This is a genomic window from Parachlamydia acanthamoebae, assembly GCF_000875975.1.
Taxonomy (GTDB): Bacteria; Chlamydiota; Chlamydiia; order Chlamydiales; family Parachlamydiaceae; genus Parachlamydia; species Parachlamydia acanthamoebae.
Genome location: NZ_BAWW01000005.1, coordinates 174,059 through 192,965, shown reverse-complemented (window position 1 = coordinate 192,965; position 18,907 = coordinate 174,059). Strand labels below are relative to the sequence as shown.

Annotated in this window: 16 protein-coding genes and 1 pseudogene; 13 read left to right on the top strand and 4 right to left on the bottom strand. The window is 39.4% G+C overall.

What is annotated here, in order from left to right; all coding sequences use genetic code 11:
• Positions 1–77 precede the first annotated feature (77 nt).
• Both AOM43_RS03280 and AOM43_RS03275 read right to left on the bottom strand, forming a co-directional pair.
• The gene (locus AOM43_RS03280; RefSeq protein WP_013924835.1) at positions 78–2,711 is read right to left on the bottom strand and encodes a hypothetical protein; all 2,634 of its coding nucleotides are present in this window, start codon (positions 2,709–2,711) and stop codon (positions 78–80) included.
• The gene (locus tag AOM43_RS03275) at positions 2,708–3,361 is read right to left on the bottom strand and encodes a hypothetical protein (RefSeq protein WP_006340965.1); all 654 of its coding nucleotides are present in this window, start codon (positions 3,359–3,361) and stop codon (positions 2,708–2,710) included. The genes AOM43_RS03280 and AOM43_RS03275 overlap by 4 nt, the downstream gene beginning before the upstream one ends.
• Positions 3,362–3,543: 182 nt before the next feature.
• On the opposite strand from AOM43_RS03275, the gene AOM43_RS03270 reads away from it, so the two are divergent.
• The 13 genes and pseudogenes from AOM43_RS03270 (at position 3,544) to AOM43_RS03210 (ending at position 17,939) form a co-directional block, all read left to right on the top strand.
• Positions 3,544–6,291 carry a 2-oxoglutarate dehydrogenase E1 component gene (locus AOM43_RS03270; protein ID WP_013924836.1) on the top strand — a complete coding sequence of 916 codons (2,748 nt, stop codon included), beginning with the start codon at positions 3,544–3,546 and terminating at the stop codon, positions 6,289–6,291.
• Between the two features lie 19 nt (positions 6,292–6,310).
• Positions 6,311–7,492, top strand: a complete 1,182-nt coding sequence (gene odhB, locus AOM43_RS03265; RefSeq protein ID WP_006340963.1) for a 2-oxoglutarate dehydrogenase complex dihydrolipoyllysine-residue succinyltransferase — start codon at positions 6,311–6,313, stop codon at positions 7,490–7,492.
• A 1-nt stretch (position 7,493) separates the two neighbouring features.
• Positions 7,494–8,897, top strand: coding sequence for a dihydrolipoyl dehydrogenase (gene lpdA, locus AOM43_RS03260; protein ID WP_059359000.1), 1,404 nt, complete (start codon positions 7,494–7,496; stop codon positions 8,895–8,897).
• A gap of 77 nt (positions 8,898–8,974) precedes the next feature.
• Positions 8,975–9,517, top strand: coding sequence for a hypothetical protein (locus AOM43_RS03255; protein ID WP_039376581.1), 543 nt, complete (start codon positions 8,975–8,977; stop codon positions 9,515–9,517).
• Between the two features lie 485 nt (positions 9,518–10,002).
• On the top strand, positions 10,003–10,257 hold the full coding sequence (locus AOM43_RS03250) for a hypothetical protein (RefSeq protein WP_006340960.1): 255 nt from the start codon (positions 10,003–10,005) through the stop codon (positions 10,255–10,257).
• Between the two features lie 433 nt (positions 10,258–10,690).
• Complete coding sequence (locus tag AOM43_RS03245; protein ID WP_059358997.1) at positions 10,691–12,223, top strand: hypothetical protein; 1,533 nt, start codon at positions 10,691–10,693, stop codon at positions 12,221–12,223.
• A gap of 95 nt (positions 12,224–12,318) precedes the next feature.
• Positions 12,319–13,074: pseudogene (locus tag AOM43_RS12930) on the top strand (IS5 family transposase).
• A 296-nt stretch (positions 13,075–13,370) separates the two neighbouring features.
• Positions 13,371–14,753 carry an NAD-dependent succinate-semialdehyde dehydrogenase gene (locus AOM43_RS03235; RefSeq protein ID WP_006340956.1) on the top strand — a complete coding sequence of 461 codons (1,383 nt, stop codon included), beginning with the start codon at positions 13,371–13,373 and terminating at the stop codon, positions 14,751–14,753.
• A gap of 10 nt (positions 14,754–14,763) precedes the next feature.
• Positions 14,764–15,054, top strand: a complete 291-nt coding sequence (locus tag AOM43_RS03230; protein ID WP_006340955.1) for a putative quinol monooxygenase — start codon at positions 14,764–14,766, stop codon at positions 15,052–15,054.
• Positions 15,051–15,608, top strand: coding sequence for a PPC domain-containing DNA-binding protein (locus AOM43_RS03225; protein ID WP_059358995.1), 558 nt, complete (start codon positions 15,051–15,053; stop codon positions 15,606–15,608). The genes AOM43_RS03230 and AOM43_RS03225 overlap by 4 nt, the downstream gene beginning before the upstream one ends.
• Positions 15,609–15,700: 92 nt before the next feature.
• Positions 15,701–15,967 carry a hypothetical protein gene (locus tag AOM43_RS03220; protein ID WP_006340953.1) on the top strand — a complete coding sequence of 89 codons (267 nt, stop codon included), beginning with the start codon at positions 15,701–15,703 and terminating at the stop codon, positions 15,965–15,967.
• Positions 15,968–15,994: 27 nt separating this feature from the next.
• Positions 15,995–16,789: an SDR family NAD(P)-dependent oxidoreductase gene (locus AOM43_RS03215; protein ID WP_173362540.1), complete on the top strand. Its 795-nt coding sequence runs from the start codon at positions 15,995–15,997 to the stop codon at positions 16,787–16,789.
• A 16-nt stretch (positions 16,790–16,805) separates the two neighbouring features.
• Positions 16,806–17,939 carry an L-dopachrome tautomerase-related protein gene (locus tag AOM43_RS03210; RefSeq protein WP_059358992.1) on the top strand — a complete coding sequence of 378 codons (1,134 nt, stop codon included), beginning with the start codon at positions 16,806–16,808 and terminating at the stop codon, positions 17,937–17,939.
• Here AOM43_RS03210 and AOM43_RS03205 read toward each other — a convergent pair.
• Positions 17,936–18,523, bottom strand: coding sequence for an iron-sulfur cluster assembly accessory protein (locus tag AOM43_RS03205; protein WP_006340950.1), 588 nt, complete (start codon positions 18,521–18,523; stop codon positions 17,936–17,938). The two genes, AOM43_RS03210 and AOM43_RS03205, sit on opposite strands and share 4 nt — an antisense overlap.
• A 31-nt stretch (positions 18,524–18,554) precedes the next feature.
• Complete coding sequence (locus AOM43_RS03200; RefSeq protein ID WP_006340949.1) at positions 18,555–18,827, bottom strand: 2Fe-2S iron-sulfur cluster-binding protein; 273 nt, start codon at positions 18,825–18,827, stop codon at positions 18,555–18,557.
• Between the last annotated feature and the right edge of the window lie 80 nt (positions 18,828–18,907).

Genomic DNA, 18,907 nt, shown 5'->3' with positions numbered 1-18,907 from the left:
TGCCCTCTAATAAAGCTTTCTTTTATTTTATACTAAAAATGTATTAATTTCAATATTAAGTTAAACTAATATTTTAATTATTTCTTTCGGTAAGGAGACCAAAAGAGGAGAAGAATTCCCATAGAAAGGATGATTGCACCAGGATAAGTTAAAATATACTTAGCGGGGTCATAATTAACGACAATTTGTACGCGCTTAGCTGAATTCTCTGTAGCGGGAGTCATATTTGCTAAGTAAAAGCGATATCCGTCCCAAGTCTCATAAACTCGATTCATACTTAAAGTTGTTTCAACTTGTGATCCTCTTTTTTGGTCCAAAATTAAAAGGTCGCTCTCAAAACTGTAGGTTTGGGAAGACTGGGCATATTGAATTTGTCGGGCGTTTTTCAAACGCAAGTGATAAGGGATTTCCTCTTTATTAGTCTCGAAAGAAATCACATAGTCACCCCCCAAAACCGGTTGCCGCAAATGTGTCCCATGTGGCTTGAAAGACATAACTTGTGTTTCTTCCATTTTGCCATCTTTGACGAGTAGTTTAATAATCGGAATATTGGCTTCCAATTTTTCTAAGGAAGGCAAAGCTTGATAGCTATATGTCAAAGGACATTCGATCGTGACAGGAGAAGAGGTTTCCAGATCCATCTGCATTTTCTCACTTGAATAGGTCGTTTCACAAACAGGCAGAGGCAATGTAAGAGCAATTAATTGGAGGATCTCTTCTTTTGTTAGCTGATCTTCATTCCCCCGCTTAAAAAAGAAAGGAACAAGAGTTTGACAAGATTTTTGCAAAGTTAACCATTCTTGATCATCTTCCGCAAGATTTGTAATGAGTTCAGAAAAATTTGGTTGATTAGAAGCTTCTAATCGTTCTTGTAATAGGGATTCTAAAAATTGAGAGGCAAAGTAACTTTGACAAATATCGGCAAGAGATTCTTGATTCTGAACATTTTGCAAATGACTGAGATGAAGAGAGTAAATTCTGAAATAGGCAGATAATAAAGCTGCATCTGGAAGGGGCTTGGATAAATTTTGCGTATCAATCGCAGGAAGATCTGTCGAAAGTGCATAAATCTGTTGGGTGAAATCGGTCATAAAAGCAGGAAATTGTTTTTCTACTAATTTAGGGACTGGATAGGGCCATCCCTTTTCCTTTAAATAAATAGACAGATCTTCTCCAGCCCAAAGCTTGGATTCGATTTCTTGGGAAAGTAGAGCGATCCAGTGACAAGCTTTAAGATCAATCGGAGAGAGAGTACTCCAGTCCAAAGATGTTAGCAAAGCATTCAGTTTGTCTGGCAAATTGTCTGAAGACGACAACACCCAGCCTCCTTGTTTATCCCACTCATGCAAAAAGAGTAAAAAGGAGGAGACAAAATCTTTCTGAACCTTTTGGCATGTCTTCGAGAGCAATTGAACGGGTGGTGGTAAAAGAGAGGCGCTTTTAAGCATTTGTCGCAATTGCATAGCTAAGCCCTGCAGGCGAGCCGCTTCTTTTTCTTTTCGTGTATTGGGTAGGTTTGAAAAAGGAATTGTTGCTGTCGCAAAATAGCCTCCAAATCCTTGGTCATAAATGACAACTTTGTCTAAAGCCCCATTTTTAAAAAATTGCGAATGAACTTCACCATTTGAATCAAATGCAAGTAAATAAACATCTCCTTCCTCATTTTCTATGAAAGCTAAACTGGGAGAACAAACTAAATCCAGAGATACAGGGGCCTTACCCATTTGTGTGACAAGCTCATTTTGATTAAAAATAGCTTGATCACCGGTAAGTTGTGTTTTAATTTTGAAGTTTTTATTGTGCTTTCCTTCTAACAGAATATGGGGATTTTGAAATCCTGCAAGAGTTGAAAAATTAAAGTCTAAAGAAAGGGTTGCCTTCCCATTTTTCCAAGTCATGGGTATTTCAAGAGCTGTTTTTAAGGGCATATGGCATAGCAGCTGATCATTTGTCGTGTCACTGATTGCTACCTCGGTCATATGAAGAAAAAGCTCTTTTGCCAGTTCTTCAACGTATGGAGTACGGAATGCATAAATCCGCCATGGGAAAGAGCGCGGGTGATGCAATTTAACCTGTGAACTATAAGGAAGGGGTGAATCTTTGCCTTCCCAAAGATAAATGGGAAAGGGTTTCAAACCCGCTATTCTGCCTTGGCTTTGATCGATCCATGTATGGGCTTTTTCAACCGAATGAGGGGCATAGCTTAAAAGCTCAACTGAGATTTCTGGAAATGCTTTTGATTCAGGAGCATGAAGAGTGAGATTTCCTAAGGGGGATGATCTAAGTGCATAGTTTTCTGTCAGAGGGGAGTCTTTTTTTTCTAAATGAACAATCGGATTGTCAAGAGAGAAAAAGGAGTGGCTACCGCTGCCTTCGACAATTTCGAGTGAACCTTGGACCCCATACATATTTTTGATAAACACACCTGCTATAATCATTAACAAGCCTACGTGCGTAATTAAAAAAGGAATATGCTTCCATTTAAATGGCCAGCGATTAAGGGCAGAAACAAGAATATTGATAAAAAAAGCGATCAGCAAAAATTTAAAGACCGGATTTTGGTAAACAAATTGCGCCGCAGAACGGTGAGAATCTGTTAGGGATTCAATCCAAGTTCCTGCCACGATGAAACAAGCAGAGATGGCAATCAAAGTGACAGCAAATTGAATGCTTCCTAAAAATCGGTAAAAGGTTTTGATCAATTTCTTCATTGTCTAGGTAGCTCTTTAATGAGTTCAAAACTATTTGCAAATGCTTCGATTTCAGTTTGATGTTGCTCAACGAATTCCTTAGGTCCTAAAGCCTTAATCGTGTAGTCAGCCAAAGCCTGCTTGAAGTAGGGATCAGGAGAAATCAACAATTTTTGTTGAACATTTAAAAAATGGTCTCGAGCCAATTGCATACACCAGCCAAGCATTTTGACCTGTTCTCCTTTTATCTGTCCGCTTCCTTCGAAATAAAGGCCGACGAATCCTCCCCATGATTGAGGTTGCGTATGTTGATGCAAAGGATTTAACTGCTCAAATTGTTTTTTCCAGCGAGAAATTTGAGCCAAAGGTGGAACTCGGCTTTCTAGTGATGCATTCGGAAAATTATGCACCGTAACACGCACTTCATTTTGTTCCTCTCGAATAAAAAACTCGCAAATGGGTAAAGTACTATCTTGAAGAGATTGAGTGTGGAGCGCATCTTTTCGAATCCATGACAAGGGGACTTTGGCTTGGTAAACAGGAAAGCGGGTCGGTGGGTTTCCATCTTCTCTCCCCCCAATTTCTTGGGTTTGTCGCGGGTCGGAAGGTGGGGGCGTATTGCATCCCCACAGAAAAAAGCATAACAGAATGAAAATCAATCGCGAAGTCATAGATATTTCCTACAATTTAGTCATCTATCTTAATCATTGCAGTTATTCTTCCAAATAAATTTTTTCTGAGTTAAACAAGAATTAACGCTATGTGCAAAAAAATGGTGATAAGGATTGCCTTTTTCTCTGCCATCATTTTTTAATACATAACTTGAGTGGTGATCTATAAAGAGGTTTTCGAAATGACGTCCTATAATGCTTTAATTCAATCAGGCTTTGCTAATTTAGCTTTGATCGACGAAATGTATGCAAAATTTCAAGCAGATCCTCACAGTGTGGATTCCTCCTGGCGTCATTTGTTTGAAGAGGCCAAACCGGGAGCGACTCAAACCTTTCCCTCAGATAGAAGAGGGATCGATCAGATGCTTATCGATCAAGTCGCAGCTGGTGGAGTGCGCATCTACCACTTAATTGAGGCCTATCGGACATATGGGCATTACATGGCTAAAGTTAATCCAATCGCTACAGCTCCGATCGAGGAACCGTGGCAGCTCAAGCTAGAGACTTTAGGTTTTACTCCAGAAGAACTGTCTCATCGTTTTCCCACTTGTGGACTTTTGAATGAAGCCTCTGCAACCCTTCAGGAATTGATTAACTGCTTACGCGAGATTTACTGCGAAAACATCGGGATTGAATACATGGGATTGGAAAATCCTGACATGGAAAAGTGGTTGCAAAATCACATTGAGCCCACACGCTTTAAAATTGAGCTGACATTTGAGCAAAAGCGCTTGATTCTGCAGCATTTAAATAAGTCGGAATTATTTGAACTCTTTCTGCACACAAAGTATACAGGACAAAAAAGATTTTCCTTAGAGGGTGGAGAGACTCTTATTCCAATCCTAGATGCGATTATTGAGAAAGGAAGCCAAGAAGGGGTGGAAGAGTTTGTATTGGGTATGGCTCATCGAGGACGTTTAAATGTTCTCAGTAATATTTTGGACAAATCTTATGCCGATATTTTTTCAGAATTTGATGAAGGATATATTCCAGACTCTTTTGAAGGGAGTGGAGATGTTAAATATCACAAAGGCTTCTCTTCCAATGTGCAAACAGCTACTGGGCATAAAGTGCGTGTGGAGATGCCCCCCAATCCGAGCCATTTAGAATCGGTCGATGCGGTAGTGGAAGGGGAAGTTTATGCTCGTCAAATCCTCGCTAGCGATCATGAAACAAAGAAAAAAGTGCTCCCTATTTTGGTACATGGGGATGCAGCTATTTCTGGGCAAGGAGTTTGTTATGAAACTATGCAAATGTATGATTTGCCAGGCTATTCGACTGGCGGAACAATCCATGTCGTGATTAACAATCAAATCGGATTTACCACGTTGCCGCGTGACTCTCGCTCAACTCATTATTGTACAGACATTGCACGGACATTTCGTGCGCCTGTTTTTCATGTGAATGCGGAAGATCCCGAGGCGTGTGTGTACGCGACTCTTTTAGCTGTGCAGTTAAGGCAAAAATATCGATGTGATGTATTTATTGATTTAAACTGCTATCGCAAATTTGGCCACAATGAAACTGATGAACCTGCGTATACTCAGCCGTATCAATACCAACTGATTCGGCAAAAAAAGCCTATTCGAGAGCTATATCGAGACAATTTGATTCACCAAGGGATTCTAGAAAAACAAATGGCTGAATCTTTAGAACACGAGTTTAAAGAGTCGTTACAAAAAGCTTTGCAAGAAACGAAAATACCGACTGAAAAAGTCAAGAAAGTTAAATCCGAAGATGCAGATGAGTTGTTTGTCACTTATCCGACGGGTGTTCCACAAGATACTTTAGTAGAAGTAACGGAAAAGCTCAGCACAATTCCGCCCGATTTTCATATTCACCGAAAGCTCGAAAATTTGATTCAAGATCGTCGTCAGATGGGAATCGGTCAAAAGTCTGTTGATTGGGGAATGGCCGAAACACTTGCTTACGGTACTCTGCTATGGGATGGTGTGAGTGTCAGAATTTCTGGGCAGGATGTTTGCCGAGGAACTTTCAGTCATCGTCACGCTATGTGGGTTGATCAACAGACGGATCAGCCCTATTTTCCGCTTCAACATTTAAAGGAGAAACAAGGTCGCTTTAATATCTACAACTCGCCACTTTCTGAATATGCTGTTTTAGCTTTTGAATATGGGTATAGCATTGGAAATCCGAAGGCTTTGGTGATTTGGGAGGCACAATTTGGAGATTTTGCGAATGGTGCGCAAATTGTGATCGATCAATACATTTCTGCCGCAGAAGAAAAATGGGGCCAGAAAGTGGGCTTGGTTATGCTTTTACCACATGGCTATGAAGGTCAAGGACCCGAACATTCCTCTGCACGTATCGAAAGATTTTTGACCCTCGCGGGGGATTGCAACATGCAAATTGTCAATCCGACGACGCCTGCTCAATTCTTCCATCTCTTACGTCGGCAAACGATGCTTGCTTCCTTAAAGCCTCTGGTGGTTTTTACTCCAAAGGGGCTCTTACGCCATCCTGCTGCTCAGAATCCCATCCAAGATTTTGTGAATGGCTCTTTCCAAGACATCTATGATGATCCTCGTGCATCAAAGAAAGTGAAAACGCTTCTGTTTTGTAGTGGACGCTTTTACTACGATCTCGATGAAGAGCGCAAAAAACAAGGGGTGGAGGACATGGTAATTGTACGCATCGAGCAGCTGTATCCCCTCAACGTGAAGAAATTATTAGAGATTATAAAAAAATATGAAGGGTTTAGCCGCTGTGCTTGGGTACAAGAAGAGCCTCGCAATATGGGAGCTTGGAACTTTATTCGACCAAAATTGCGAGAAATTCTTCCCTCAACTCTCGAATTAGAGTATATAGGAAGAGCTTGTAAAGCTTCCCCAGCCGTTGGATCATACGCTTTGCATAAACAAGAACATGCCGAAATCATCCAAGCCATCTTTGGAAAGAAGGCAAAGTAAAACAAAGGCACACAAAAAAATGAAAGAGGAAATCAAAGTCCCTGCAATGGGAGAATCGATTACTGAAGCAACTGTGGGAACCTTAATCAAACCGTCTGGTTCAACAGTTCAAGTTGATGATGAAATTTTGGAATTGGAAACTGACAAGGTCAATCAGGTTCTTTATGCTAAAGCATCTGGAGTGTTAACTTTGCAGGTCAAACCAGGAGAGACAGTTACAATTGGTCAGGTCGTCGGCTTTGTAGATACAGAAGCAAAAGCAACACAAGGCTCAGCGTCAGAACCTCAAGCTACTGTTCCAAAAACCGAAGAAAAAGCTCAAGCCAAACCGCAAGAAGCTCCACAGCCTTCACAGGGCATTCGGTATGGAAAAGAGGCGTTTTTAGAGGATGTGGTAAAACCTGAACAAAAAGATTTTCCACAATCTGTGCCTGTGGGAAAAACACGTGAACAAGAAATTCCACAGCTAGAAGAAGAGGCTCCCCCTCCTAAAAAAATGGAAGGGCGCGAAACGCGACGTAAAATGTCTCAGATACGCAAAGTGATTGCGAATCGATTGGTAGAAGCTCAACAAACCACAGCCATGCTAACAACCTTTAATGAGATCGATTTTTCAGCTATCATGGCTGCTCGAGAGAAATACAAAGATGCTTTTCTAAAAAAACATGGTGTGAAATTAGGCTTTATGTCTTTTTTTGTTAAGGCTGTGGTATCTGCTCTAAGAGAAGTCCCCGATTTGAATTCCTATATTGATGGAAATGAGATCGTCCATCGCGAATATTTTGATATTGGAATTGCGGTCGGAACAGATCGTGGCTTAATCGTGCCCGTTTTACGTAATTGCGAACAACTTTCTTTTGCAGAAGTTGAAAAAGATATCGAAGCTTATGCCAAAAAAGCCCGCGAAGGTCGACTCGCTGTGGATGATTTGCAAGGGGGAGGTTTTACTATTACCAATGGCGGGATTTATGGTTCTCTTCTCTCCACGCCTATCCTCAATCCTCCGCAGTGTGGCATTTTAGGGATGCATAAAATAGAAAAAAGAGCGGTTGTTGTGGATGATCAGATTGTGATTCGGCCCATGATGTATGTAGCTTTAAGCTATGATCATCGCATCGTCGATGGAAAAGAAGCCGTGACCTTTTTAGTGCATGTCAAAAATGCCTTGGAAGATCCCTCAAGACTATTAATTGAGGTGTAACATGAACGGTAATGCCTCATTTGATGTTGTTGTCATTGGTAGCGGACCTGGCGGTTATGTAGCAGCTATTCGCGCTGCTCAGTTGGGTTTTAAAACGGCTTGTATTGAAAAAGACTCTACTTTAGGAGGTACTTGCCTAAATGTCGGGTGTATTCCTTCTAAAGCCCTACTCTATTCTTCGGAGATGTTTCATTTTTTACAAAAAGATGGGAAAACACACGGAATTGAAATTTCTGATTTGCGTGTCGAATTTTCTCAAATGATGAAACGTAAGCAAGAGGTAGTGACAGGCTTCACGCAGGGCGTCGCGGGTCTTTTCAAAAAAAATAATGTGGAAAGAATCACGGGCACAGCGCGTTTGCTTTCTCCCAATGAAATTGAAGTCACAAAAGATGGTCAAACTCAAAAGATTCAGGCTAAATACACAATTTTAGCCACAGGATCAGAGCCAATTGCATTGCCATTTCTTCCTTTTGATGAAAAGATTGTGCTCTCTTCTACGGGAGCTCTCAGCCTGCCAAAAATTCCTAAAAAATTGATTGTGGTAGGTGCGGGAGTCATCGGAGTTGAATTGGCCTCAGTCTATTCGCGCCTTGGTACACAAGTTGTGGTTGTTGAGATGCTCGATTATATTTGCCCCATGATGGACCAAACCATTCGCAAAACTTTATTACAGACTTTAAAAAAGCAAGGGCTTGAATTTTACTTAGGTGCCAAAGTCACAGGTGCAGAGGTTGGTAAAGAGCAAGTTGCTGTCTATGTCGAGCATGAAGGCAAAAAACTGACGTTTGATGCGGACAATGTACTCGTGGCCGTTGGACGTCGTCCCTATAGCAAAGGGTTAGGATTGCAGGACGTTGGTGTCCAAGTTTCTCCTAGAGGATTCGTGGAAGTCAATCAGGATTTACAAACGAACATTCCTTCTATCTATGCGATAGGAGATCTCATTGACGGGGCTATGCTTGCACATCGCGCATCCGAAGAAGGAATAGCAGCTGTGGAAAAGCTAGCTGGTTTACATCCTCATGTGAACTATATGGCTATTCCTAATGTGATTTATACGCATCCGGAGGTTGCTGCGGTAGGATTAACTGAGCAAGAAGCAAAAGATGCGCAATTAAAATTGCAAATAGGAAGCTGCCTTTTCAAAGCCAATTCGCGAGCGCGATGCATTGGCGATACGGATGGATTGGTCAAGATCATCGGAGAAGCCAATACAGGACGTTTAATCGGAATGCATATTATTGGTCCTAACGCCTCGGAGATGATTGGTGAGGGCGTGATCGCGATTGAGAAAAAAGCCACCATTTCTGACATCGCCTATGCTTCTCATGCTCACCCGACATTGAGTGAGGCAATCAAAGAAGCGGCATTAAATGCCCTGGGACATGCCATTCATTTTTAGATCAAAAGGTGAGAAGGTGGGAATTTCCGACCTTCTCAATCAAAGTCCATTCAATCATTTATTTAATACAGAGACACATGATCGAGTTAACTACCGTTTATTTAAACCCAGCTGATTCCATTTTGACAGAGCCTCATATTCCAGAAAAATATCTCATAAGAGGAGAGCTAGGGCCTGAAGAAATTTCTTTGATCAAAAAAAGCGTGATCGAAGCTAAAAAACGTGTTTTAGAAAAAGTGAGAAGAAAATTAGGTGAGATCAAAATAAGTGATATTCAAGTGACATTCAGTGCCAAAATGAGTTCTGACTCGAGCTTTAATCAAAAAGTTTCAGAGCGATATGCTCTTCAATTGGCATATGAGCTCAATAAGGTTGCAGAGAAAGTTGAAAAATTAAGGCCTGAAATCAATTGGAGAAAAAAAAACGGTGAAATTCTCCCTACATGGTTGGGCATTAATCAGGTGACCCAGCGAGAGGTATCCGTATGGACAGAATGGCGATTTGCTCTTAATTGTGCCGATTGCACTCCAGATTCTGGAGAAAAGGCCTATGCAAAAGCTTTAAGAGCTGAATTGATGGAAGACTCAAAAATTGTGCTAAAAGAGGGTCTTGTAGGATAAGTCGACTAAAGGGAGACTTATCCTAAAATTTTTATGAAAAATTTGTAAGCTCATCGGCTTTGAAACACAACTGAGCTTACAATGTCCCAATACAAAGCACGGAACTGGTCGTAGTATACCGAATCCTTGAAAAATCATGATAAACTTTCTCTTTGGATTAATGAAGATGCTATTGAAAGATGGCGATCTCGGAAAGATCCCCATTTCTTAGGCTCTCCTCAATAATACTCTAATGATGCTATTGAAGGTTGTTTATAGCCTCCCTTATCGCTAGTTAATTGGATTTGTTGAATCTATTTTATCTCCATGGAATTGGAGTTGAAGATTCCTCATTTTACTACAGTAGCTGCCAGAGCAAAGCTATTGGGTAAATATTTCAAGAGATTATCGAAAGAATCTCTCACAGACCTAGTGTTTGATAGTTAAAATCTATTATGGAGAGGCGAATGGAAGGTAAGACAACATGGTAAGCAAAAAAGAAGGCGATGGAAGAAGTTCCATATACGAGTGTGCACTCAATAGAAACAGCAGATTGTGAAGTGGGTCCAAAGCTTTTGAAGAAAGCTCCCAGATCTGTTAAGAGAACGGTTGGGGATGGGGCTTACGATACATTGGATTGTTATAAAATGGCTTACGAAAAAGGGCAGAAATTGATAGTTCCGCAAGAGAAGGAGCAATGTTTAACGAAAAGGAAAAGCCATGGCAAAGGGCTAGGAATGATGCTATCTGTCAGATTATAGGATTAGGAAATGGTGAGGTGGCCATAAAGCTATGGAAGAAATTAGTCGGATATCACAAAAGATCGCTAGTGGAAACAGCATTTTCACGACTAAAAGGAATATTTGGGGGCGAAGCTATTTAGTAAAAGCATTGGAAATCAAGAATTTGAGTTGAAACTAAAGGCATGCATGCTGAACGAAATGACATAACAAGGGATGCCAAAAGGGATCATGACTTAAGAGAAGTAAAGATAATTTTGGGGTAAGACGAGCGAAAGCGAGACTTATCCTACAAGGCCCTAAAAGAGTGATTTTGCATGTGCAAGATTTAGAAATTCAGTAATTTATCGTTTAATCAAATTAGTGAACTAAAATTGTGTTGTATGAAATAAATTGAATTTAAATATTTGAAATTATAACCTTAAGTTTTTTTAAAATTAAATAGGTTCTTTTCATGTCAAATCACATTAGTTTATTAAGTAGTCCTCCGCCAATTGAAATGGATGATTGGGCAAAAAACAAAATTATTAAAACGGCTTATTTAAAAACAAATACAAACGAGTATAGCTTGCCAACGGAAGAAGCAAGTTTATTGGTTTACAATTTTGCACATGTTATTTTTAAAAATTTTTATTCGCAATTATATCAAAAACATCCACTCCCTCTAGACAAAGAAATTGTTGTGATGACCCAAGTTTTAACGGATGGGGTTGGAGATTACTATCATGCTCTTTCCACCTCTGAGGCAATAAAAAAAAGTTTTCCTAATCAGCAGGTGTTAATGATCCCCGTATTTTGTTCGGACAAGCAATTAGAAGGAATCTCTTTACCTACAAAATTTGATTGTTGTGTGGTAAAGTCAGGTGAATCCTGTCAAAAAGACGTGATAGAGAGAATAAAAAAATCTTTGTTCATTTTGGAAATTCCTTGGGAAGTTGATATCTTTCATTCTAGAGAGATTTCTAATGCAAAAGATGAAATGAAGTCAGAAAAAAGGTATGTTTTTGTAAACGAATATGGAAGTCGCCGAATTGGAATGGGATTAGACTATTACTACGATGGAATTTTTATTAAGGATATGCCTTCCAATAGCTCTTTGATAAATTTAAAGGATGATATTCTAAAAAGTTGTCTTTTTGAGAGAACAGCTCTTTCTGAAGGTGATGTTGAAAAATATTTTTATGAAAATGAATTGTTTTTTTCATATATCCATACAAATAAAAAAATCATGCGTTTATTTCTTTATTCGGCAACTTTCTCTCAATTTAATCAAAGTAAAAATATTGATATTTGTTCTTATCTCGATCCTTTGGATTCAGAAATTGACTATCAATTTTTGAAAGAGCAGGGCATTGCGGGGGTTGAATTTATTTCCAAAGAAGGAAATAAATTGGTCTCTGTCAAAAAAAAGCTTGCAGAACAAGGAAAATTTTTACGCCTGATTAATCTCTTTCCCATGCCACAAAAAGATGTACATGCACTAATGGTTAATAGTCACATGATGATAGGGTGTACGGGCGATCAATCTTTCACAGAAGCCGTGTCTTTTAATAAGCTTCCGTTTTACGAGATGAGAACATTTAAGCAAATGTTCTTCATGCATTATCGTCGTATTACGCAATATGAATTAGATCCGGAAGAAAAAGAATTTAAAAAATACTTAGATCAAATTTTTAAAACTGTCAATATTAATAATTATTCTGAAGAAAAAATTAAAAAACGAGCAATTAAAATTGGAAGATTGGTTAATACGCGAGCTCTTTTTGAAGAAGCACAAAAAATGAATCTGATTATTCAAAAAAGATTTTCTTTTCATGATAATTTAAAAGGAATCATTGCACAACAAATATTTAGAGATAAATTTCCTGAATTTTCCAGGTTTGAAAATAAAATCATCAGCCTCATTGCACGACATAAAATTGTTAATTTCCAAGAAATCTGGGATCTTTTGAATCAAAAAGCACAAGAATTGCTTCATTTAGAATAAGATTTTCTTATTTTTTATTAGAGCGTGTCATCAATTAAGTGATTGATTAAATCATGTAGATATCGAATAAACTAAACGATTCCAAGGAGTTGTTTATGAAGCGATATGCATTGAGAGATGATCAATGGCAACAGATCAAAGATCTGTTGCCTGGGCGTGAGGGTTATATTGGGTATACTGCTAAAGATAATCGATTGTTTATTGAAGCTGGGCTCTACCGTATCGAGCAGGTATACCCTAGAGAGACTTGTCAGAGAGATTTGGGGATTGGAAAAATATCCACCGAAGATGGAGCAGGTGGGGCTAAGAGCGGTGTTTGGGAAAAATATTCAAATATTTAGCCGCTGATGCTGATAATGAATACGGGATGATCGATTCTACAATTGTACGAGCGTATCAACGCCAGTGCAATAAAAAAAGCAACGCGAAGACCAAGCCACAGGAAAGAGCAAAAGAGGGTTAAGCACCAAAATTCATGCTACAACAGATGCTTTAGGTAATCCGACCAGTTTGCTTTAACTCCAGGACAATCTCATGATCTAGATGGGGCTGATCTACTACTACTACCTAAAATCCAGGCTGAAATTGTTATTGCTGATAAAGCATTTGACGTCGAAGACAGAGTAATTCTTCCATTGAGGAAAGCTTGTAAAGGCATCGTAATTCCATCAAAGAATAATGCTAAAGAATCGAGAGATTATGATAAACATCTCTATAAGTCTAGGCATCTTATTGAGAATTTTTTTGCCAAGTTAAAACAATATCGAGGGATCGTTACTCGTTATGATAAAACTGTTCGAAACTTTTTATTTGCCATTTATTTAGCAGCTTCTGTGATATGGCTTAATTGACGACACACCCCAGTCAGGAAATTGAACGAATTCCTGACCAATCATTTCTTCTCATATCTTTTTAGGGGATCTTACTTCCATTCCATACCCCAAATCGAAAGCCATTTCTTAAAATTAGACTTGAATATTCATAAGTTAATGACTTTATTTATCTAAGGATTCTAAATCCCTAAAAAAGAGAAAAATTATTTAAAAAATAATTTACATGAGCTACACACAATAGTAAGTTTATATAATTAAGAAAATCGCCTGTCGTGCGCTTTCTTTTCTTCCTAATAACTTATTTGGAGTTAGATATGGCCATTCAAACAGTTAATCCTTTCAATAACGAGGTTATAAAAACATTTAAAGAAATGACACCTCAAGAAATAGAAAAAGCTGTCACAAAAGCGCATGAAGCTTTTAAAAGCTGGAAAAAAACGCCTTTCTCAACGCGTTCGAAAGTTCTGCATGAAGCAGCCGCAAAAATGCGTAGCCAAAAAGAAGAGCTTGCCCAAATCATTACGCTTGAAATGGGAAAATTGATCAGTGATGCAAGAGCAGAAGTGGATCTCAGCGCGAATATTTTGGATTACTATGCGGACAATGCGGAAAAATTTTTAAAACGGCAAAAAGTAGATGTAGAGACTGGTGAAGCCTATGTTGTTTTTGATCCGATCGGGGTTGTTTTTGGTATCGAGCCATGGAATTTTCCTTTTTATCAAGTGGCACGTATTGCGGCACCTAATATCATGGCTGGGAATACAGTTCTCATCAAACATGCTTCAAATGTTCCACAATGTGGAATCGCTTTAGAAAGACTTTTTAAAGAGGGTGGAGCTCCAGAGGGTGTCTATACAAATCTTTTAATTTCATCCAAAGCTGTTGCTCAAGTAATTGAAAATCCCAAAATAGCGGGAGTTTCATTAACAGGAAGTGAGGGGGCTGGAGCGCATGTAGCTGAAACTGCTGGAAAATCCTTAAAAAAATCAGTGCTCGAATTAGGGGGGAATGATCCTTTCATCGTTTTGGATGATGCCAATATTGAAAAAACGTTAGATTCTGCGATTTGGGCGAAGATGAATAACACAGGCCAATGCTGTATCGCTGCTAAACGGTATATTTTGATGGATTCTATTGCAGATGAATTTATTAAAAAATTTAGTGAGAAATTAGCCAAATTAAAACCGGGAGATCCTTCTAAAGACAAGACAACCCTTGGGCCTCTGTCGAGTGAAGGTGCTGCAGTTCTGTTGCAGAAGCAGATAGACGAAACAATTAAAAAAGGTGCTAAAGCGTTGGTGGGTGGAAAGCGACCAGATATCAAGGGTGCATTTGTAACCCCTACGGTTCTGGTTGATGTTAAGCCTGGGATGCCAGCTTATAGCGAAGAGCTTTTTGGGCCTGTTGCCACCATCTTCCGCGTCAAAACAGAAGAAGAAGCCATCCATTTAGCTAACGATACGGTTTTTGGCTTAGGTGCCTCTGTTTTTAGTGATAATCTAGAAAGAGCTGAAAAAGTAGCTAAGCAAATTGATAGTGGGATGGTCTTTATCAATCACCCCACGTGGACAGAGCCTGATCTTCCTTTTGGAGGTACGAAAAAGTCAGGTTATGGACGGGAGCTATCTGAAGTTGGGATCTTTGAGTTTGTCAACAAAAAGCTGATTCGGATCAGTGATTATAACGACCCATTTTAGGGAGGATGGCATGTTAACTGTCATTGCAAAAATAACAGCGAAATCTGGTAAAGTTGCCGAATTAAAAAAGGTTTTGATTTCAGTGCGAGTTCCAACCTTAGAAGAAGCGGGTTGCAAGAATTATGATCTTTATCAAAGTCATGAAGACCCAAACATTTTCTTTTTTTATGAAAATTGGGAAAGCAAAGAGGCTTTAGATAAACATCTGAAGAGTCCACATCTGTCTGCGTTTAAAACGCAGACAGATCCTTTACTTGTAAAACCGATCGAAATGCATTTATTGCATGAGGTGACAGAATGAAAAGAGCGATATGCCTGTTAATCTGTTCGTTATTTACCCTACAAATTTTTGCAGCGGAGGACTATATGGAGGTTTCAAAAGCGGTTCCACATGGCCAAGCTCCAGGAGTTAAAGTCAAGCTGCTCAGTGATTCAAATGGCGTAAAAAACTATGTGCTAATTTTTGCTGAAGATGATGAAGTTTTGACGGGGATTGCAGATTTTGCTAATAAGCATCAAGTGAAATCCGCCCATTTTACAGCGATTGGAGCGCTGAAGAAAGCGACGACAGGCTGGTATGACGTTGTCAAAAAAATGTATAAGCTCCATCACATCAACGAGCAAGTAGAGCTTATTTCATTGATTGGAGACATTGCACTACAAAATGGAAAGCCCATTGTACATGCACATTTTGCTGTTGGATATCCCGATGGTAAAGTAGAGGGTGGTCATTTGATTGAAGCCTACACATTTCCAACGGTAGAAATGTTTATAACGGTTGAACCCGCATCTTTATATAAGGATCCTGATCCAAAAACGGGTCTAAATTTAATTAATCCCGATTCTAAAGAGTGAATGGACAAGTTGGTGAGGAAATTTAGATTTATTGACTTTTGAGAACTTTTTAGTATAACTTTCGTAAAGATTATGATTTCTACGGAGGATATATGTTTAAAAAAGTGTTTTTCTTTTTGACTCTTTGCACCACTGCGACTGGCTTATGTGCACAGGAAAAGCAGCGTTCTCAACCGGGGCGATATCAAATAAGCACGGTTTATAATCCTGAATGGGGCACTGAAGTTTTTCTTGTGGATACAGAAACTGGGTCTGTTTGGAAGAATTGGCGGAGCAAAAGAAAATTTATGAGTTCTGATTATGGTGAATGGAAAGAATTACCTCCTTTATTTCCTAGTGAGGAAGAAGTGGAAGATTAAAATCTAGATGATAGAGAGTGAGTGATTATGGATTTTCAACTGAAAAATAAGAAGGCTTTAATCACCGGAGCTACTGGTGGAATTGGTTTAGCGTCTGCGCAGCAACTTTTGCAGGAAGGGGCTTTTGTTTATGTTAATGGAAGAACCAAAGAGCACGTAGATAAAACTGTGGAATCTCTTAAAAAAGCAGTGCCTCATGCAAAAGTACAGGGTGTTATTGCTGATTTTTCCAAAATTGACGAAGTCAATCATTTGATTGAAGAAGTCCCATCAGTCGACATTTTGATCAATAATGTAGGTATTTATGGTCCCAAGCCATTTGCTGAAATTACGGATGAGGATTGGTTCAAATATTATGAAGTGAATGTATTAAGTGGAGTGCGTTTGTCACGCCATTACTTTCCTCAAATGCTTAAAAACAATTGGGGACGAATTATTTTTCTTTCCAGCGAATCTGCCATTCAAATTCCAAAAGACATGATTCATTACGGGATGACTAAAACGGCCTTATTAGCAATTAGTCGAGGTCTAGCTGAACTGACAAAAGGTACTGGTGTAACTGTTAATGCTATTTTGCCTGGTCCGACAGAATCGGAAGGAAACAAAAGAAGTGTCGACGAAATCGCCAAAGAAAGACATATTTCTCGTGAAGAAGCGATTCAGTTTTTTTTCAGAGAAGTGAGACCCACTTCTCTTCTACAACATTTTGCACATAGTGATGAAGTCGCTAATCTCATCACCTACGTGGCAAGTCCCCTTTCTTCGGCCACAAATGGGGCTGCTTTACGAGTGGATGGGGGCGTAGTTCTTTCGGCATTTTAAATGAAGGGATGAAAGAATGGCAAAATGGATTATTTTGTTGATGGGAATTGTCATGCTTACAACCGTACAAGCATTACCTCTTTTTGGAGAGATTGAAGTTATCGCAGAAATCACCAAGCCTGATTTTTCGGGGATTGTGGTTACTCCAGATGAGCGCATCTTTTTAGGATTTCCCCAACATGCTGAAGCGCATGTTGGGCCAACCTTAGCTGAGTACCGGGATGGAAAACTGATTCCTTTCCCCAATGCCGAGTGGGCACTGCCTTCGAATGCTTTACCAGAAAATCATTTTGTTTCACCGCATGGGATGACTTTAGATTCTTTGGGGAGATTATGGGTGCTTGATGATGGAAAAATTGCAGGCCAACCGATCCAACCGGGAGCCCCAAAAGTGGTGGGAATCGATTTAAAAACGGGTGAAATTTTTGCAAAAAAAATCATTACATCACCGGCTATGAAATCTGATAGTCATCTAAATGACTTACGTGTGGATTTAACGCACGGAAAAGAGGGAATGGTTTACATTGCCAATTCTTCCTTTGGAACATCCCCTGATTTAGTTGTTGTTGATATCGAAAGCGGAAAGAGCCGTGGCGTGTTAGGAAATCATATTTCGACGCAAAATGAAAAAGGGTATATGGCTTTTCTGGAGGGGATTCCCCACGTTTATGATCCAAAGAATCCGACGTTTCCTGTAGGAGGGGCAGATGGAATTGCCCTTCGCAAAGATGGAAAAACACTTTATTGGACAACGTTGGTTGGACGACGTTTATACAGTATTCCAACGGATATCTTAGCTAACATGGAAGCAACCGAAGAAGAATTAGCTGCGGCAGTAAAAGATGAAGGGGAAAGACCTGCTACGGATGGAATAGCAATCGATGATGAAAATAACATCTATTTTGGAGCTTACGAACAACAGTCTATCGTCAAAAGAAAACCCGATGGACAATACGAACTTGTCGCTCATGATGAACGTTTTGGATGGCCTGATGATTTGTTTTTAACAAAAGATTATTTATATGTGACTTTGGGGCAATGGAATCGACTTCCTGCTTTTAACAACGGAAAAGATTTGCGTAAGCCGCCCTATTTGGTTGTTCGAATAAAAATTAAAGGGCAGTCACTTGTACTGCCCAAGAATGATTAGTAGCCGTGGGAATGGCCACATCCACAGGAAGATTTAACGTGTGGATTTGAAACTTTAAAGCCTGAACTATGTAATCCATCGACGTAATCAATGAGAGAACCTAATAAGTGATCAGCGATGTAATCGTCTACGTGGATTTCAACTCCACAGGAAACAAAGACACGATCGGCTGGAAGAGCTTTTTCTGAATAATCAAGAATGTACTCAAATCCGTTGCAGCCGCCAAATTTTTCAGCAAAGCGAATTCCCCACCCTTCTTTACCTTCTTCTGCGAGAATGCTTTTGTATTTTTCCGCTGCGCGAGGCGTTAGCGTGATCGATGTTGCATCGGATTCTTCTTCTTCGAGAAGGGCATTTAATCTTTGGACTAAACGTTCAATGTCTGCTTCATTCATGCGGTGACTGAGCATTCCGGCTTCTAGTGTTTCCCAAACAGCTGCATGGCATCCAACACAATTTAAACCCGCATTGGTGATTTCTTGTGAAAGACGTTGAGCCTTATGAGGGAAAAGAGAGAGAATGTCTTTAATCGTCATGTTTTTATGAATCACGACTTTTTCTGTTGTTTCTTTTGACTCTGACATGATTGATCCTTAAGTTTTATGAATTTAAGATTTAGAACGAAATACGGACACATCCACCTTTGATTTTGCATTGGCAGGCAAGTCTTTCATCGACTGTTCCTTCACCTAGAAAATCTTTTTCTTCTTGTGTAGGATCGGTAAGATTTTCTTTACCTTCTTTTACCACAATAACACAAGTTCCACATACACCTTCTGTGCAAGCAAAAGGGACGCCGGCTTCTTCGCATGCTTCGGCGATCGCGGAGCCATTTTCAAGTTCGACTTCTTCGTCGTTATGGTCAAATATTAACTTTGATTTTGACATGTTTTAAACTCCAATACTAAAAGGACCAAAATGTCAAAATATAACGAACAAAAAATTAAAAAACAACAAAAATGACAACT

What these genes read in the sequence shown, in the direction of transcription:
- AOM43_RS03250 (WP_006340960.1), top strand. Translation starts at nt 10,003, where the DNA reads ATGGAAGAAGTTCCATATACGAGTGTGCACTCAATAGAAACAGCAGAT.
- AOM43_RS03210 (WP_059358992.1), top strand. Translation starts at nt 16,806, where the DNA reads ATGGCAAAATGGATTATTTTGTTGATGGGAATTGTCATGCTTACAACC.
- AOM43_RS03280 (WP_013924835.1), bottom strand. Translation starts at nt 2,711, where the DNA reads ATGAAGAAATTGATCAAAACCTTTTACCGATTTTTAGGAAGCATTCAA.
- AOM43_RS03205 (WP_006340950.1), bottom strand. Translation starts at nt 18,523, where the DNA reads ATGTCAGAGTCAAAAGAAACAACAGAAAAAGTCGTGATTCATAAAAAC.
- AOM43_RS03225 (WP_059358995.1), top strand. Translation starts at nt 15,051, where the DNA reads ATGAAAAGAGCGATATGCCTGTTAATCTGTTCGTTATTTACCCTACAA.
- AOM43_RS03255 (WP_039376581.1), top strand. Translation starts at nt 8,975, where the DNA reads ATGATCGAGTTAACTACCGTTTATTTAAACCCAGCTGATTCCATTTTG.
- AOM43_RS03270 (WP_013924836.1), top strand. Translation starts at nt 3,544, where the DNA reads ATGACGTCCTATAATGCTTTAATTCAATCAGGCTTTGCTAATTTAGCT.
- AOM43_RS03220 (WP_006340953.1), top strand. Translation starts at nt 15,701, where the DNA reads ATGTTTAAAAAAGTGTTTTTCTTTTTGACTCTTTGCACCACTGCGACT.
- AOM43_RS03230 (WP_006340955.1), top strand. Translation starts at nt 14,764, where the DNA reads ATGTTAACTGTCATTGCAAAAATAACAGCGAAATCTGGTAAAGTTGCC.
- AOM43_RS03275 (WP_006340965.1), bottom strand. Translation starts at nt 3,361, where the DNA reads ATGACTTCGCGATTGATTTTCATTCTGTTATGCTTTTTTCTGTGGGGA.
- AOM43_RS03245 (WP_059358997.1), top strand. Translation starts at nt 10,691, where the DNA reads ATGTCAAATCACATTAGTTTATTAAGTAGTCCTCCGCCAATTGAAATG.
- lpdA (WP_059359000.1), top strand. Translation starts at nt 7,494, where the DNA reads ATGAACGGTAATGCCTCATTTGATGTTGTTGTCATTGGTAGCGGACCT.
- AOM43_RS03200 (WP_006340949.1), bottom strand. Translation starts at nt 18,827, where the DNA reads ATGTCAAAATCAAAGTTAATATTTGACCATAACGACGAAGAAGTCGAA.
- AOM43_RS03215 (WP_173362540.1), top strand. Translation starts at nt 15,995, where the DNA reads ATGGATTTTCAACTGAAAAATAAGAAGGCTTTAATCACCGGAGCTACT.
- odhB (WP_006340963.1), top strand. Translation starts at nt 6,311, where the DNA reads ATGAAAGAGGAAATCAAAGTCCCTGCAATGGGAGAATCGATTACTGAA.
- AOM43_RS03235 (WP_006340956.1), top strand. Translation starts at nt 13,371, where the DNA reads ATGGCCATTCAAACAGTTAATCCTTTCAATAACGAGGTTATAAAAACA.